Genomic DNA, 18,887 nt, shown 5'->3' with positions numbered 1-18,887 from the left:
TATATAAATTCTTTTATGGCTGTTAATTATAGAATATTTTTGAGTAAAAGAAAGAATTATCCTCAAGTAGTTTTTCTGGATGTTATCAAGTAGTAGTACTAATACTGTTAGACTTCATATTTGTAAAAATTGAAGAGACTTATCAGTATAATATCTGTACTATTGAACTTCATAAATTTGTGAATTAATTATGAAAAATCAATATTTATATAAATCCATCATTAGTGTTTCATATTCTTTATAAAATCTTGTGCTTAATACATGCAAATGTCTGACCAGGTTGATTTTATATTTTAGTCTAATTGATAGAAAAGCAAATAGCTATAATCACTGCCCAATTTATTTTCTCATGGGTAGTTACTAGCCTTTACTCACCAATTCAATTTTATATATCTTGCTTGCATCAAATTTATTGTTATTTTAGGAAGAATTTGTATAAACGCTTGTCTATTCGAAAAATACTTGTAGGATAGAATAGATATAATTTCTAATATCACAGTATTTCTTTGGCTGTTCTGCTGTTTACTTTATGTCACAGAAATTACAAATGAAAAGTATACTTGTAATTTAATACTGTTCTAATTGGTTTACAAATTATTTTTTTATTCAAAGCCTCTAAAAGCGCAAGTATTGAGGTTTCAAACTTACGTACTCATCTAGGTTTTATTTAAGTTACTTTTCGATACCCTTATTATCCTTTTGGCTATATTTAGCTTATCGCAACACGTCCAATTTTTTATTATTGTTTTTCCTCTATCTTAGCAGTAAATAGACTGGTAGCATTATTTCTGTTGTTTTACAATGCAGATCTATAACCACCATAAATTTCTTGTTTATCCGTAGACCAAGTTGGTATTTCAGTATTTTCATATTTCTTCCTTGATAAATTTTATTTTATATCTTTGTAATACTATTTCGAATGTGTTAATTGCACCAATATTACACTACTCCAGGTCATTAGGATTGATAATATACTCTATACAACAAACTCTCACCAAATAGCATATAAGCATGTGAGACTAATTATAGTTATAGATTTTAATAAATAACTCAAATTATTATTCTGAAGTTTATTGAACAATATGAACTTTATTGAAATTAAAGCTCACTTATAAGTAAGATACATAAGTTAGAGTAAGTAATTTGGGCGTAAGTATTCACATACTTTTATACCAGAGATATTAAAGCTATCAATCAGACAAATTTTTCATTTCTTAAGGTTTATGAGTACATCAAGAGAATATAAAGTTCAATTTGATCAATCTTTTAACTTATGAGCCAGTACTAGTAATCATTTGCTAAGACTAAAATTTCAAAAGTTATTTTACTTTTGAGAAATCACTGGTTATTTTTTCTAGTAAAGTATTAGTATTAGCTCCTAATGTTGGTAACAAAGTCTAGATTTTCACGACCAAGGGTTTGTTTTGATTGATTTAAAATAGCAGGTAAGACCCTATTTACTTTTGCCTATGCTGTTCGGTTAGGAGTTACGAAAGTTGAGTAATTAGTATCGCTATCTTCAGTACCCAATCTAAAATCCAAAATTGCAATGCCCATTACTACTAAACAATTAATTCAATGGAAACAAGAAGGACGCTTAATTGTGGCTTTGACAGCCTGGGATTATGTGATTGCCAAACTTCTAGATGCTGCTGGAGTGGATTTAATTTTAGTTGGTGATTCTATGTCAGTTATATTAGGGTACAAGAATACCCTACCTCTGACTTTGGATGAAATTATACACCATGCTAAAGCCGTACAACGCGGGGTCTCGAAGGCATTATTAGTGGTAGATTTACCGTTTCTAACGTATCAAGAAAGTACTCAACAAGCTATCAATTCAGCAGGTAGGGTTCTTAAAGAAACAGGAGCACAAGCTGTAAAGTTGGAAGGTGCTTATCCATTTTTAGTTGAGACTATAACCAGATTAGTACAAGCTGGAATTCCAGTAATGGGTCATGTAGGTTTAACACCACAGTCTATTCACCATATAGGTTTATGCCAGCAGGGGAGAACGGAAGCTGATGGCGACAGAATTTTACAAGAAGCCCTTACTTTAGAAAAAGCGGGAGTTTTTTCCATTGTGTTAGAACATATACCAAGTAGCTTGGGATCAAAAATTACCCAGAAACTTAGCATCCCCACGTTCAGTATTGGTGCAGGGAAAGACTGTGATGGTTATATTCTAGTTACCTCTGATATTTTAGGTCTTTCAGAAAAACAACCACCTTTTGCTAAGGTCTACACGAATTTACGTCAATTAATCACCAAAGCTATAGAAGAATATGTAATGGAAGCTCGAGAAGGTAGGCTTTAATTTAAATATTCAAATGTTCATAAGCAAAAAATAATTAGCCTTGAATACATATAATTAATCAATAATATTTCTCAAAGGATTTGAGAAATATTATTGATTAATTATATGTATTGGTGATACTGTTCGGAATAATGTTCTATTAGGAAAGCTTCTTTGAAAGATTGTGGAGTTGACAAGAGTGAGAGCAGCGTCATTAAAGAAAATATCAGTTGGTATGCTAGTTTGCACTATTGGCATTATTATGGGTCTGGCAAATGGTACCCAAGCAAAAACACTAACTATTTACTCTGGTAGAAATGAAAAATTAATTGGGCCTTTAATTGAAAAAGCTAAACGTGATTTGGGTCTTGATATTAAAATACGTTATGGTAAAACTGCTCAGTTGGCAGCAGCTCTTTTAGAAGAAGGTAAAAATAGTCGTGTTGACCTATTTATTGCCCAAGATGCTGGAGCCCTGGGAGTGGTGGAACAAAAACACCTTGCTCTTAAGATTCCATCAAAGTTGTTAAATAAGGTTAATTATCGTTTTCGTTCTCCTAGAGGACGTTGGTTGGGTATTTCTGGGAGAGTAAGAACAATTGACTACAATACCAAGCTAGTCAATAAAAAAGATTTACCAAACTCGATTTGGGAGTTAACAAAACCACAATGGCGAGATAAAGTGGGTTGGGCTCCTACCAATGGATCATTCCAATCATTTATCACGGGGATGACTGTATTAGAAGGAAAACAGAAAACTCTACAATGGTTACGTGCTATGAGGGCCAATGGGGTAAAAAGATACTCCAAAAATACTCCTATTATTAATGCTTTGGGAAGGGGAGAAATTCATTTAGGACTAGTAAACCACTATTACTTAGAACGCTTCAAAGAAAATAGTCCCGATTTTCCTGTAGAACATCACTATACACGTCAATGTCCAGGAGCTATGGTAAATGTTGCAGGGGTGGCAATTATGAAAACCACCGACCAGCAAAAGGACGTGGAAGCATTGATTTATTATTTGCTAAAACCAGCATCACAAGATTACTTTGCTCAAAAAACTTATGAGTATCCTTTAGCATTAGGAGCTGGTACTTTTGCTAAACAAATCCCCTTAGAACAACTAAACCCTCCCAGTATAAATCTTAGCAACCTATCAGACTTGGGAACAACACTTGAATTACTACAACAAGCAGGGGTATTGTAGGAATTGAAAGCGCTTCGCCCTCCATTATTTCTCACTTTAACAGGGGCAGTGGTTGCAATCGCTATTACTTTACCCCTGTTATATTTAATAATCCGCAGTTTGGGTATGGATTCCAGAGACTTATTTGCTTTGGTCTCCAGCTTCCGACATTTATCTGTTTTAGCTAATAGTGTAGTGATGGCAGGGATGGTAGCAGTATTTTCTACCATTATTGCGATCCCACTAGCATTTCTAACTGTACTTACAGATCTCCCAGGACGGAAGTTTTGGTTAATGACCGCCATATTACCTTTGGCTGTCCCTAGTTATGTGGGTAGCTTTACCCTACTTGCTGCCTTTGCCCCTAAAGGGAGTTTTTTGCAGATATTACTGGCTCCCTTAGGGTTAGAAGAGTTACCTTCGATTTATGGGTTGCCAGGATCAGTATTGGCAATTACCTTATTTGCTTATCCTTATGTATTTATAAGCATCCGTTCTGGTTTACAAGGAATTGATCCATCCTTGGAGGAAGCTTCCAGAAGTCTAGGGTACACTAGAAGGGAACACTTTATGAAGGTAATTTTACCCCAGTTGAGGCCCTCACTAATCGCAGGAAGTTTGTTAGTTGCCTTATATTCTCTTCGGGATTTTGGTACGCCTTCTCTAATGCAGTTTGATACTTTTACTAGGGTAATCTTTATTCAATATACAGCCAGTTTTAACCGTAATTCCGCTGCTGTATTAGCTTTGATGTTAGTCACCCTGGTGTTGATAATTTTATATATAGAGTTTCGGGTTCGATCACGTGCTACGTACTATAGTAGGGGTTCTGGATCTCTACGTCCTATCCCATTAATAAAGTTGGGTATATGGAAATGGACAGCAGTTGGCTTTTGTTTCTTAATTGCTACTTTTAGTGTATTTCTGCCTGTTGGTGTCACTCTATTTTGGCTTATACGCGGTTTGATTACCGACTACTCATTCCCCAATTTATTACCCACAATACTCAATTCCGTAGGAGTGGCATTATTAGCAGCCATAGTTACTACAGTATTTTCACTACCTATTGCTATCCTTGCAGTTAGATTTCCCAGTAAAATGACTGCTGTTATTGAGCGCTGCTCCTATATTGGATTTGGAGTGCCGGGGATTACAATTGCCCTATCTTTAGTTTTTTTGGTGCAAATTATTTGCCAGTAATATATCAAACTCTTCCTATACTTTTGTTTGCATATTTGGTTCTATTTTTGCCCCAGTCTTTAGGCAGTATACGTAATTCTCTCCTACAAATAAATCCCTGCTTGGAAGAATCAGCATACGGTTTAGGTAGATCACCATGGCAAACCATAAAAGAAGTTACCTTACCCCTAGCAAAACCTGGGATTATAAATGGGGCAGTACTAGTATTGATGGCCACTATCAAGGAACTACCAGCTACCATGTTGTTATCTCCCATTGGCTTTGATACTCTAGCCATTGAAATTTGGCAAGCAACAGAGAATGTAGATTTTGCTGGTGCAGCGGCAGGTTCTCTGGCAATGCTCCTAGTCTCGATAGGCTTAACACTACTGATTTTATCTCAGGAAAAAGTTGAAAATAGAATATAGGTATATCGGTTTGTACAGGCAAATTAAATATGAAGCCAGTAGTCTTAAATTTACATCACATCACAAAGCAGTTTTCACATAGCCCCTCGCCTGCAGTTGATGATATGACTCTGCAATTACATAAGGGGGATATTTTGGGTTTGCTTGGCCCCTCGGGTTGTGGTAAGACAACTCTACTGAGAATAATTGCTGGTTTTGAACAACCAGGGGATGGAAAAGTAGAAATTTCAAATCGATTAGTTTATGGACCTTCTGTTTTTATTCCCCCAGAGCAGAGGGGTTTGGGCATTGTTTTTCAAGAATATGCCTTATTCCCCCACTTGACAATAGCTGAGAATGTAGCGTTTGGCTTAAAAAAGCAACCTAAAAACATGGCAAAAATACGTGTGAATGAAGTTCTGACTCTAGTAGAATTAAAGGGGTTTGAAAAACGCTACCCACATGAACTTTCCGGAGGGCAACAGCAAAGAGTTGCTCTTGCTCGTGCTTTAGCCCCTCAACCCAAGTTAATGTTATTAGATGAACCTTTGAGTCATCTTGATATTCAAGTCAGGTTGCAACTACGGGAAGAAATTAGAGATATCCTCAAAGGTGCTGGCATCTCGGCAGTTTTTGTGACCCATGATCAAGAAGAAGCCTTAGTAATATCTGATTTTGTTGGTGTAATGCATAAAGGACACTTAGAACAATTAGGAACACCAGAAGAAATTTATAATCATCCTATATCCCGATTCGTTGCAGGATTTGTTACCCAAGCCAATTTTCTACCAGCATATCGTCAAGGTAATATGTGGTCTACAGAGTTTGGGTGTTTTGAGTGTAACAAGAAGAATACATCGGTGGAAGCAGACATTCATGATAGTGGTGAAATAATGATTCGACAAGAGGATATCATTTTAGAACCTACAAATAATTCTGAGATTGTAATTCGTACGAGACGATTTCTAGGACGAGAGTATCAGTATTGCTTGCAAACTCCTTCTGGAAATGAATTGCATGTAAGAACTATGCTAAATACCTTATTACCTATTGGTACAAGAGTTAATTTACTGATCTCAGGAAATAAAATCAGACTTTTTCCTGTAGTAGGCACAACCTAGATTTTTACCAAATTGACTTAAAAACTCAATTATCTGTGGACTACAGAAGAATAAAATGAAAACATCATCTTGTGATATATCAGCTATCAATCCCAGGAGATGAAGGTCTTGTAAGACATCATTATATAAAATATAGTGAGAAGGAAAAATGTATTTTATCTAATAAAACTACATAATTTAGAGAGTACAAGCTACTGAAAATTTACCGTTCATATTTCATCATCTAGCAATCCGGTCTTTCTCCGTTATTAGTACAATCAATATTGGAGTAGTAGAAGCCTTAACACACCATTTTGAAAATGTGACTGCCAATTGTAAATAGTAGGTTTTAATTTTTTTAAACCTACTATTTACAATTGGCAGTGTTAAAAAGTTAAGTTCACTTATGACATCATCCGGATTCTATATCATATGCAAAATTACAATAGTGGAGTCTGAACATCAAAACAAAAGGGGATACCAAATTGCTACTACTAACTAAGAGAGCACAAAAATTGAACAACCCAAGACCCCAGCTGCTGGGGTCTTGGGAATAATAAAAGTATGATTACTAAAAACTAGGGGCATGAAACTTAATATGGTTAGCTTTGATTAGAGAATTTATACCTTATTTTATATAATTTTTATTTTTATATTAGTTGTTATTTGCTGTTGATAACTAACATAATCCAACCTAATACTGGCAGTAGTTAGTATTTACGAGAATTTTATATTCACAAGAATCTTATAAATGAAATGGTACCATGCCATAAATTACTTGGAAATTATTGTTAGCATAGTATGTTTTCATTAATAGATAAATATTTATACTGTTTGAACAACGCTCCAAATCCAAATTACTTAGGGCTCTACACCATAACCCTAATAAGTAAATTTATTGTGGTACTTATTAAACACAAACGCAGTGTCCCCAAAATAATAAGGTAAATATCTTATTTTTCAAATATGATTAAAAAATCAGCATAGAGTTAATAACCCTACCGATAAAAAAATAAATAAGATTCAGAGGAAAGGGCAACTTAAAGTCAGCCTGGCAAATTCATAATTCTGATACTCGCTCCAAAATATATCAATTTTCCATATCTATCTCATTTTTGACTTTTCTAGTTGTAGAATCAGTCACATTGTAATGACTCCTTAAAGATCCAGACATTTATGGCAGTGTCTTGTAAACTTACACTAGTTCACAATATAGTAATGGAAACATTTTCTACTAGTACAACTGTTTCAGAATGCTTTGACTGGCAAGAAGTTTGGTATCCCATTGCTTACATAAAAGATTTAGACAAGTCTCAATTAACTCGCTTTACTTTATTAGAGCAAGATATAGTTATCTGGTGGTACAAAAAACAGTCAGATTGGCGAGTATTCTTAGACCAGTGTCCTCACCGTCTAGTGTCTCTTTCTGAAGGTAGAATAAATAATCAGGGATATTTAGAATGTCCTTACCATGGGTGGTCTTTCTCCGGGGATGGAACTTGTAAATCTATACCCCAAAAACATCCAGGAAGTAAGCCTGAAAATTCTAAACGCACCTGTGTAAAGTCTTTCCCAACTTCCGTGAGACAGGGCTTATTATTTGTCTATCCTGGTGATCCTAAGAATGCAGCCATGAGTAAGATTCCCATCATTGAACCCCTTGAGTTAGAACCAAATAGTTGGGTTTATTTGGATACATTTCGGGATCTACCTTATGGTGCCTTGACATTAATGGAAAATGTTCTTGACTCCAGTCATATTCCCTACACCCATCATCGTACAGTGGGTAACCGAGCCAATGTATCCCCGGTAGAGTTAGAAGTGGTAGACTCAGGTGAATGGGGTTTTAAAGGAGTTTGGCAAGAGGGCCCACGTCGGGGTACCTTAGGTAAACAAAATACCACTTTTATTGCCCCAGGATTGATGTGGCATGATCTTACTTCCAGTAAATTTGGTCGGACATTGACAGTGGTTTATGCCACCCCTATTCGTAAAGGTGAATGTCGTTTATTTGCTCGTTTCCCCTTCAAATTTTCCTCTAAAATACCAATGATATTGTTAAAGTTAACTCCCCGTTGGTATTCCCATATTAAACAAAATCTAATTTTGGAAGACGACCAAATTTTCCTTCATCATCAGGAACGGTATTTAGAAGCACAAGGGGGTAGTAGTAATTTTTCCAAGGCATTTTATTTACCCACCAAAGCTGATTTATTTGTCTTGCAGCTTCACACTTGGGTAAAAGAATACAGCATTAACCCTTTTGCTGGAAAAAATCTGTCACCTGCATTGCCCAAAGAAGTTTTGTTGGATAGATATAATTCCCACACAGAAAAATGTAGGATTTGTCGTACAGCTCTAACCAATTTGAAGCGAGCAAGAATGGGAATAGCTGTAGTTATTGTTTTTATTTGGGCTTTAATGCCAGTATTGATGTCTACTAGGAATATCATACCTATGATTGCTTATTATATATTTATGATCATTGGTGTAGTAGCCTGGTTATATTTGGTAAATTTAGAACAAAAATTTTATCGAGGAGAAAACAAACCTCCACGCAATCTAAAAGAAAACTAATGACATTATACAAGCAGTTAGTTTTCCGAGCTAGGGTAATCAAAGAACAAGTAAAATGCTTAATTATGTAACCTTAATAATCAGAATATGAACTCTGTACTTTGTTTTAGGAGAATAACTAATTGCAAATCTCTTGATTATCATGAATTAAACGAGGGGAACAAAGCTAAGAGTTTTAGCTCTAAGTACAAGTAATATATCCTTGGTAAGTGATTTACACAAAACACGTATTGGTAAAAATCAGTAAAATTCCATCGAATGATATGGCTGAATAGCCTCTACTTATTCCTCATTCTCATCTAGCATCCTTATCCTTATATCAATATGACTTTAAAATTATAATTCTCACCAATATTATTTTTTTCCTTGTATTAGTCTGTGATTATTTTCCATAATAGCTTAGATGCTTGCTGATACTAATCCAGAACTAGTGATATTCTCTGTAAATATGTTCCTAAAAAATGTTCTTATTTTGAGTAACAAAGATAAAAGTAATTAAATAATTTGGATAATGCTCCAGCAGAAATGCTAGCATTTACATCTCTCATTTTGATTTGTAATTATTTACGGCTCTTCTGCAGCCTAGAGACCTAATTCTTTGAATATAACGGTTCCAGCTCCACAGTCACTTTAACTCCATCAAGATTATAGTTCAGCTATTTACTAATTTAATTAGTAAATAGCTGAACTATATAGTCCTAATTACTTTTAAAGGTAAATTACCTGACTAATAATTCTAATCCCTGAATTGAAAATGGGGAATCAATCAGTTGTAAAGTTAAGATAAATGCGCTTTTCCTTAGCAAGTAATTATTGCTCTTCTAATACTTCTATTAGCAAAGTACTCATAGTAAATGGGATAGACTTCTTACTTGAACTATCACTATCTTGATGTATTAAAAGCAGTAAATAGTTCACTAAAATTCCTAGACATTTGTTTAATCTCTCTACTAACTTTCACTGTCGCCGATATTAGGCAGAATAACTTCCTGATATTCATGCGAAATCCAAATCTATTAATGCTACCTGTACATTGGTTTTAATTAAAGCAATAGGACTACTCAGTTCATAGGAGACATCTACTATCAATTAATTTAAGCTTTGATATAAATCATAATATCTTTCCTAGCAAAGGCCAACCACCAGCTGCCACCAACAACAGAATCAAACTTCTACTAATAGAGAAATCCATAGCAAATTGATGACCTGTCTTAATACCGTTAAAGATTCCATACTAGCTAGAACTCCTTCCATTTTTGTATCCGATCAGAAAAACAAAAGGGTCATCTCAAACAATCATTAATTTGTAGAAATATGACTAGTCATATTTTTGATTTTTGAACTATATTCTTATATAGGCAACTATTGCATTGCTAGTGATTAGAATTCTTACTCATAGTAAAAATTATTGTGAACTAAGCGTTAAAATAAGCTAGTGATACGTTATAAATTACCACAAATGATCTCTTCTTTTGAAGATTTATTAGGTTTAGTACCATGTGCTAGTTACTATAGAAATTATAAATAATTTAACTCAAATAATCGTATCCTTTGAAAAATTTTTAATGAAATAATATGTTTCACTGTATAAAATCACTGGTAGTAACATAAACTACATCATAACTGTGACTTTTTAGAATTTAAGACACCAGCATAAAAACCGTCATAGTAGTAATACTTAGCGTTGCCATATATGCAATCCAATATTTTTTTAATCATTCGTAGGCGCGATGCTTACAAATTGTCTATAAGAACATAATAAAAAGAAAAATTAATATCCTCAATTTATCATTACTAAAATTTGAGTTTTTTGAAGACATCAATGATTATATGATTTCTACTATTCTTATTTTCTTATATACACTGAAAATTTATCCCTGAGTATAAATAATTAGATTCCTAAATTTGTGGTGATGCTTTGCTTGATGAGGATATTTTACTTCTAATTTTTCATCTATTTACTGTACATAATTATCATGTGATCAAATCTAGGTATTACATCCATTTCCCCAAGTTAATATACTAAAGATTTATCCCAAGGCAGCAATTTATAGAGGATGATGTTAATTTAATTAATGCATTTGTTTGCATTAATTAAGTTGCTGTAAGTGCCTGCAAATTTAACAATTTACTTTTAAAAAACTTGTACAAGTATATATCATTATAGAAAAACTTGACATTATCATGATTTGCTAACAGCTTTCCCTAACAGCAAAAAAATAATCATTATTCCACTAAAATTACAGGAATAGAACTAGTTTCTAACACAGTTTTAGAAACTGAGCCAAGTCTTACTCTTCCTCCACATGGGTTGCTTCTACGCTTCCCTAAAATAACATCAGTAGCTCCATATTTATTAGCAGTTTTAATAATTTCTTCAGGTATATTTCCTGTAGTAGTTATAAATTCGCATTGGATATCAGACAAAAAATGATGAGTTTGAACTTTCAGGGCTTCTGGTGAATATTCATCATGAATAGTAATCACATATAAAATAATTGCTTTTCCATTTGTTTGTCTAGCTAAATCCCCTGCTTTTTTCAATACCTTCATAGCTAAAGGGGAACTATCGACTGCAGCCAATAATAAAGTATGGCTGGCAACATTAACTTTTGTTAGGTCTACTTCTCCCTTTTGCAATAGTTTAGGAGCAAAGGCATTAGTTGCCCAGGCTCCTAAAGGTGCAGTAATTAAAATAGATAAAGTAGCCACTGCTAAAATAATTTCCCCCCCTGCAATCCCTTGACTGAGAGGGATTGTGCCAATGGTTGCTTGTATAGTGGCTTTAGCAGAATTTCCTGGTAACAAAAATAGTTTTTCCTGCCAGTTCCAATTACTTCCCCAAGTAGAAAGATAACAACCAATAGAGCGGCCAAACAACAAACCTACTGCTAAAATGAATATACTGGGTAAAAATATATTTTTTAGTGCTTGTAGCTGAATTGTTGCTCCCATCAAAACAAATAAGATTATCTCTGCAACTATCCATAGAGATTTAAAACCATCGCGTAATCTTCTTGCTAATGGTGCATTAAGTTCAGTTAAAAAAAATCCCATTGACATAGTTGCTAAATAACCAGAAAAATATTGGCTGCAATTTACCATCAATAGGGATGAACAGATAGTAAACAAAATCTCTTTAACCACATTTTGTGTTAGGTTTGGCTTTGCCAAGATATAAACTAATAAAAGGGTAGCAAAATAACTAAAAACCAAACCTAATAATATTTGTAAGATAATCTGTAGTGGTAGTAACTGAATTACAGTAAAAGTTAATCCCCCAGGTAAAGTAATACTCTGTATATATTCCTTACCCAAGAGACTCATCAGTAGGTTAAATACCAGTAACAACAATACATCGGAGAGGATACTACCTGTTAAAATTGCATCTGGTATTCCCTTCGCAACACCCAAACCTAAAGTTTTGAGCCGTAGCATTTCCGGAACAATTACTGCAGGGGACTCAGCTCCAATTACACAACCCAATAATAATCCCGTAAGTACGTCAAAATCAAATATCAACATTGCTGCAATTGCGATTATAAGTACTTCCCCTATTGCAGGTAAAAATCCTAAACGCAATGCCACTGTACTCTGTTTAGCCAGTTTTTCTCTATCCAAGCTCAAACCTGCCTTCATAAGGATAATCACCACTGCGATGGTCCTCAGTTCATTGGCAATGTTTAGCACATCTACACTCAACAAATTAGCCATCTGGGGCCCTATAACAATTCCCACTAAAATCATGCCGATTAAAGGTGGAGCCCTAAAATACCTGGCAACTTCACCCCCTAAGAACCCTGCAACTAAAATCCACATTACACTAATTAACATTTGAAAGCGGGCAGTACTACTAAAATATAGATGTTTTATAAGTATAGATTTGGAAATTAAAACTATGGTCTTAAAACTAATAATAAATTCAGTATAAAAAATTTATATTCCAAGAATAATTTTTTCATATCAAGCTTTATCGATTTTTACTTTGCATTATAATATCCAATTAGATTTATTGAAAATTGATTCAGTAAGGTAATAAATTTAATATTTTTTACTTAATAATGCTGGGATAATAGTAGGATTATGCCAATGATAATCTACGATATCAGAGAAACATCACAATTAGGATTAATAACTGAATCAGTTATTAATCCTAATTGTAAATCGGATTTTTACTTGTTTATTAATACTTAGCTTTATAGTTCATACAACAAAAGTTTAGCTCAAATAATAGTGTTTATTATTTGGCGAACTTATATCAGTAATTTAAACAGCATAAGCAGGAGAATAAAAAATGACAAATCAATTTAAAACAGCTGTCCTACTTGCGACTCTTAGTGGTCTTTTAATTACAATTAGTAATTTCATAGTTAGGGGTAACAGTGGCTTCATCCTTGGACTAATATTAGCAGCAGGAACTAACTTATTTGCTTGGTATCAATCAGATAAAATTGCCTTGGGAGTTTACCGGGCCCGCGAAGTATCCCCCGAAGATCTACCAAGACTCTATGACATGGTGGATAGATTATCCCAGAGAGCAAATTTACCCATGCCTAGTATATATGTGGTTCCCAGTCAAAATGCTAACGCTTTTGCTACTGGAAGAGATCCAGAACATTCTGCAGTTGCCGTTACTGAAGGCATTATGCAAATTCTTACAGAAGAAGAATTAGAAGGTGTAATTGCCCATGAATTAACTCATATTGACAACCGTGATACCCTTATCCAAGCAGTCGCTGCTACTATTGCTGGTACCATTTCCCATCTAGGACAGATGCTAACTTATAGTATGTGGTTTGGTAGTTTTTCCCGTGATGATAATCGCAGCGCTAATCCTATAGGGATTGTTGCAACAGCAATTTTAACACCTCTAGCAGCAACAATTATTCAGTCTGCTATATCCCAGACACGAGAGTTTTCGGCTGATGCCGGTGCGGCGAAATTAACTGGTAATCCTCGTGCTTTGGCTCAAGCCTTACTATGTTTAGAAGGAACAGCGAAGCAAATGCCAATCAGTGCAAATCCAGCTTTTGGACACTTGTTAATTATTAATTCTCTTTCAAGTAGATTTTTAGGAAATTTATTTTCTAGTCATCCGCCTACCGAAGAAAGAGTAAATGCATTACTGGAAATGGAACAACTCATGGAAACAAATTATTAAATGCCAGATAGATAAAGACAATATCTTGCAAGAATCGAAAAATTGAATTGCAAATTTTAAGTTTGAATTAGGATATCTGAAAATGATGACTAGCAAAAGGAAGAAATGATAACCAATTGCAGATTTTTTCCTAAATGCAAGGACATTCAAAAGTACAAATCGGTGATGGGAATGATTAAGTGAAAGGTGGAATAAAAGAATTCATTGATGCGATTGAAATACCTCCTCAATTTGAGGTTTATTTTTTTATTAAACTTACTTAGATATGGTAGTGCAAAAAGGAGAAGCAATTGAAGCAAATTATTTGATTGAATTTAATTATTTTTAACATATATTAAAGATTAATTAGGTAAGAGATAAAATAAAACTAAAATTCTATTATTTAAGAAATATAATATTCAGTCAAATGCCTACAGTTACTACTCAAATCACCCTAGTAAGCCTTAACATTAAAATCCTTCTAGGAAAGAAACAATAATGGCAAATCACTGCCGCGGTTGTTTTACCTAGTATATGGCAAATAGCTTAATCAAAATGGTTTCTTTCAAATTGAGAAATTAGAATCGTGAAAGAATAACTAAGTATATTAAGGAATAGGAAATAAGAATCGAAATTATAAGCCATATTACTAAACAAGATCAAACATCTATTTAGAGAAAACAGATATTGGGAATCACCTAGTTCAATAGAATAGTCTTTGTAACTCTAATATTATCAATTTTATGTACTTACCATAAACAGCAATTACCTTTTTTTCAATGCCGACATATTCTTAACTGGGCTTTGCTTCATATTTTGCCTAATATTTCATTGTTTAGGGATTACATTTGATATAAATGATAATTAATCAAGCTAACACTAAATTTAGAGATTAGCAGACATAGTAACACGAAGCAAATTAATACAGTATGCTATTATTAGCGTACTGTATTAATTTGCGGTGGTAGGTAGTATATTAATGGGTTTGAGCATCAGGCTTCAATACTCAGAAAAATAAAAGCTGAATTCTTCTTTCTGATAAATAATGAAAATATACCTAAGCGAATGTACCTGATGATATTAGTATTGGCGCTGGTTTAGGATTTTTCGAGATCCAAAAATATCAAAATACTACCTCTCTGCCCCCCATAAAAAAACAAAGGTATTGAAGTAAATTAACTCAAAAATAAAATAATGAAAGTCTAGATTTTAATCAATCATAAGTTGTTTATGAAAGGCTTTTGGGCGAGTGGATCTGCAGCTGTTTATCGTAATCGAACTGAGAATTTTGAATGATGTTTAATGATCATTGATAGTGATTCATGAAGTTTCAAATTTTTCATAATTTGTTCTAATCTGTACGGATAAATAGAGTTATGGAATTTTAATTTAAACCCTGGGTAATTTTCCAAAACCCTAAAATTTAACCTGTTAGGCATTATGTAGGATATATAAATTGACTAATTTATTTAAGATTTTAGTGATTGGAAATTACGATAAGTACTAATGATGCTAGATAATAAAAAGGCTTTGACATTTACTTCCTGTCTAAGCGGCTTTGATTACCTATAATATTAAGAAATAATTCCTATGCGAACTTACTATTGCGGCGAAATCCGAACTGCACATATTGGAGAACCTGTTACCTTATACGGCTGGGTAGACCGTCGCCGTGATCATGGGGGTGTGATATTTTTAGATTTACGTGATCGCTCCGGTATTGTTCAAATTGTAAGCGATCCTCAACACACCCCTGATTCTTGTGAATTAGCTAATTCCCTTCGTAATGAATGTGTTGTGGAAATCCAAGGTAAGGTTACACAACGTCCTAAGGAATCTCTTAATCAACGCATACCCACGGGGGAAGTAGAAATTTATGCCGAGCAAATTAAATTAATTAATGGTGTATTTAAAAACTTACCGTTCCAAGTTTCTACTGCTGAAACTGATCCCGTAAGAGAAGAACTAAGACTTAAGTATCGTTACCTCGATGTAAGACGTAGTCGGATGGCAAGTAATCTGCAAATTCGCCACCAAGTAGTAAAAGCTATACGTTGTTTCCTAGAGAACCAGGAAAACTTTATTGAGGTGGAAACCCCTATGCTAACCCGTTCTACCCCTGAGGGTGCAAGAGACTATATTTTACCCAGTCGCGTCAATTCTGGTGAATGGTTTGCTTTACCCCAATCGCCTCAACTTTTCAAACAGTTGCTTATGGCAGCTGGGTGTGATCGCTATTATCAGATTGCTCGTTGTTTTCGGGATGAAGATTTAAGATCTGATAGACAACCAGAATTTACCCAACTAGACATGGAAATGAGTTTCATGTCTCTAGAAGAAATTATTACTTTGAATGAACAGTTAGTTGCTCATATTTTTAAAAGCATCAAAGGAATTAATATCTTAACCCCTTTTCCACGCCTTACTTATGTTGAAGCCATGGAATGTTATGGTACGGATAAACCAGATACAAGGTATAGTTTAGAATTGGTGGATGTCTCCGATATTCTCAAAGACTGTGGTTTCAAGGTCTTTAGGGAAGCAATCATTAATGGCGGCATTGTAAAGGTTCTCCCAATCCCTAATGGGAATCATACCATTTCTAATGTTCGTATTAAACCCGGTGGGGATATATTTAAGGAATCTTGTGAAGCAGGTGCGAAGGGACTAGCATTTATCCGCGTACGAGAAAATGGAGAAATAGATGCCATTAGTGCTATCAAAGATAACCTCACATCAGAACAAAAACAAGAAGTACTCAATTGCACTGGAGCTAAACCTGGATATTTATTGCTTTTTGCAGCAGGTGATGATGCTACTGTTAACAAAATCCTAGATAGATTACGGCAATTTATGGCTAGGGAATTGCAATTAATAAAGCCAAATCAAAATAATCTACTGTGGATTACAGACTTCCCTATGTTTAAATGGAATTCTGATGAAAAACGTCTTGAAGCTCTACATCATCCATTTACCGCCCCTTGCCCTGACGATATTATCAATCTTAAAACAGCTCGTGCTCAGGCATATGATCTAATTATAAATGGTTTTGAAATAGGAGGTGGTAGCTTGCGTATTCATCAACGGGAAATTCAAGAAAAAGTATTTGGTGAAATTGGACTTTCCCCAGAAGAAGCAAATAGTAAATTTGGTTTTCTTCTAGAAGCACTTGAGTATGGAACTCCACCACATGGTGGTATTGCTTATGGTCTTGATAGATTAGTTATGCTCCTAGCAGAAGAAGAATCAATCCGTGACGTTATTGCCTTTCCAAAAACACAACAGGCAAGATGTTTATTGACAAATGCACCTGCTAGTATCGATGAAAAGAGACTAAGAGAATTACAAGTTATTTCCACTTATAAGCCCGGTTTCTAAAACAAACTTAATCCTACAAAATAATAGTCCTTATTTTGTAGGATTAAGTATCAAGATAGATAAATAATTGTCCCCAATTTTCTGTTGTTATAACTCAAGTATAATAATACTTAAAATAGTCAGATAAATAGAGATTTCTATAACCAGTACCTATTTTAAGATATTGCAAACAGTTTCTAGTAGAATGATTCAAATAAAGTGGAATTAATATTTTATCCTGTGTGGATTACCATTGTTCCCAAGCAATAAATTAAATTGTGGAAGATATAGAATTTCAAACTGGGTATCTTTGCATCTAAATTTTACCCGAAACTTAATAAGGTTTAAACTGAGGAATATTGATTCAAGAATTGGACTAAGTAAGGAAATATAAAATAAACTAAATATATAGTAAAACCATATACCTTCACTTACAGTTGGTACTATGTATTAATAGCATTATTCATTATTTTAACAGCCTGTGCATTAGGATAATATAAACTTAATTAGGTATGAATTTAATACGGCTTTTTATCGTAAAAAATAATACTATAATAGGATAAATTGAATAATATTGAAAAATACATACGATAACAATCTGTAGTTGGCAAGTATCAAGAGAGAAACTATCAAGTGTAATTGATACGGATTTCAGTATACCTAAAATAGGTAGCAGATTTAATAGTAGCTATTCACCATGTATAAAATGAACATTTTGTTAACTAGAATATAATTGTAGATATTTTGTAATCCATATTCCTAAAACTCTAGAATTCATTATTCTACCAGGTAGTAGTTGGTCGTGTTTCTAACCCAATAATTAGCTTTTTCCTATGCTGCAGTAATTATCCAGTGGATCATAATTCATGTATTAAGTCCCATCAATGACAAAATATTGATTGAAGTTGTTGTCGAAGGGAGAATATTCTGGATTTGAGAAGTGCCCTAAGACTATACTTTTCAAGAGTATTAGTGAGAAGAAAGTAATAGTAAATTTCAGATTATCTGTAACATCTAGTTCGTTTATATCTTTCCCGTAGAGTATACTGGCAGGCTGATTAGATTTAGTTTGGTAGGTTATAGTTATATTTACACAGGGATGGGCTTATCATAATAATTCCGTAAATTACTCAGTTTGGAAATAACTATAAGCATAATATTTGTGGTGTAGATAGCAATTATTAATAATTTTCTTTGGAATGATATATCAGTGTTTATTTATTGTACTGGTAAGTCGATTATTCAGCATTTTTGATATCGATGACTATGTTATCAAGTTAAGTGATACTAAGACTGTTAGTATTTAGAATTTTTGGATAAATATAACGTTGAGTTAACAAATAATATAAATCAAGCAAATAGATTTTTAGTAGTAATCATTAAAAATAGATTTTTTATAATAAAATTAGTATTTATTAAAAGAACATATGCTAATTTTATTTACTAGTAGTTATCTATGGTTTTAATGGCTACTTATCTAACATTAGAAGTATTTATATAAATAAAAACTTTTGATAATAGAGGTTATTAAGGATACAAAATTTTTCTTGTATATTCAAAATACAAGTATTTCTAAGTCTCATAGTATTAGGCTATATAAATTATAGCTTGCCTTAAATAAATCTATTCCTTTCAGTTATAT

At 33.7% G+C, this 18,887-nt stretch carries 9 protein-coding genes; 8 read left to right on the top strand and 1 reads right to left on the bottom strand.

What is annotated here, in order from left to right:
* The first annotated feature begins 1,549 nt into the window (after window positions 1-1,549).
* From panB to RINTHH_RS07510, 6 genes are all read left to right on the top strand, one after another.
* Window positions 1,550-2,317, top strand: a complete 768-nt coding sequence (gene panB, locus RINTHH_RS07535; protein WP_008234983.1) for a 3-methyl-2-oxobutanoate hydroxymethyltransferase — start codon at window positions 1,550-1,552, stop codon at window positions 2,315-2,317.
* A gap of 214 nt (window positions 2,318-2,531) precedes the next feature.
* Entirely contained in the window at window positions 2,532-3,506 is a 975-nt protein-coding gene (locus RINTHH_RS07530; protein WP_008234982.1) for an iron ABC transporter substrate-binding protein, read from the top strand.
* A gap of 3 nt (window positions 3,507-3,509) precedes the next feature.
* Window positions 3,510-4,685, top strand: a complete 1,176-nt coding sequence (locus RINTHH_RS07525; RefSeq protein WP_008234981.1) for an ABC transporter permease — start codon at window positions 3,510-3,512, stop codon at window positions 4,683-4,685.
* The gene (locus RINTHH_RS07520) at window positions 4,676-5,092 is read left to right on the top strand and encodes an ABC transporter permease (protein WP_331270895.1); all 417 of its coding nucleotides are present in this window, start codon (window positions 4,676-4,678) and stop codon (window positions 5,090-5,092) included. Before RINTHH_RS07525 ends, RINTHH_RS07520 begins: the two co-directional genes overlap by 10 nt.
* A gap of 29 nt (window positions 5,093-5,121) precedes the next feature.
* Entirely contained in the window at window positions 5,122-6,192 is a 1,071-nt protein-coding gene (locus RINTHH_RS07515; protein ID WP_044304871.1) for an ABC transporter ATP-binding protein, read from the top strand.
* Window positions 6,193-7,389: 1,197 nt separating this feature from the next.
* Window positions 7,390-8,748: an aromatic ring-hydroxylating dioxygenase subunit alpha gene (locus tag RINTHH_RS07510; RefSeq protein ID WP_231291175.1), complete on the top strand. Its 1,359-nt coding sequence runs from the start codon at window positions 7,390-7,392 to the stop codon at window positions 8,746-8,748.
* A 2,226-nt stretch (window positions 8,749-10,974) separates the two neighbouring features.
* Here RINTHH_RS07510 and RINTHH_RS07505 read toward each other — a convergent pair.
* The gene (locus tag RINTHH_RS07505; RefSeq protein WP_044304870.1) at window positions 10,975-12,582 is read right to left on the bottom strand and encodes a cation:proton antiporter domain-containing protein; all 1,608 of its coding nucleotides are present in this window, start codon (window positions 12,580-12,582) and stop codon (window positions 10,975-10,977) included.
* A 460-nt stretch (window positions 12,583-13,042) separates the two neighbouring features.
* Between RINTHH_RS07505 and RINTHH_RS07500 the strand changes: the two genes are divergently transcribed.
* Window positions 13,043-13,909 carry a M48 family metalloprotease gene (locus RINTHH_RS07500; protein WP_008234968.1) on the top strand — a complete coding sequence of 289 codons (867 nt, stop codon included), beginning with the start codon at window positions 13,043-13,045 and terminating at the stop codon, window positions 13,907-13,909.
* Window positions 13,910-15,478: 1,569 nt separating this feature from the next.
* On the top strand, window positions 15,479-17,266 hold the full coding sequence (gene aspS / locus RINTHH_RS07495) for an aspartate--tRNA ligase (RefSeq protein WP_008234966.1): 1,788 nt from the start codon (window positions 15,479-15,481) through the stop codon (window positions 17,264-17,266).
* Window positions 17,267-18,887: the final 1,621 nt, after the last annotated feature.

Origin of the sequence: Richelia intracellularis HH01, from assembly GCF_000350105.1 — a bacterium.
In the GTDB taxonomy this organism is placed as follows: domain Bacteria; phylum Cyanobacteriota; class Cyanobacteriia; order Cyanobacteriales; family Nostocaceae; genus Richelia; species Richelia intracellularis.
Note: the sequence above shows the minus strand (reverse complement) of the source record. Positions and strands in the feature narration are given on the sequence as shown.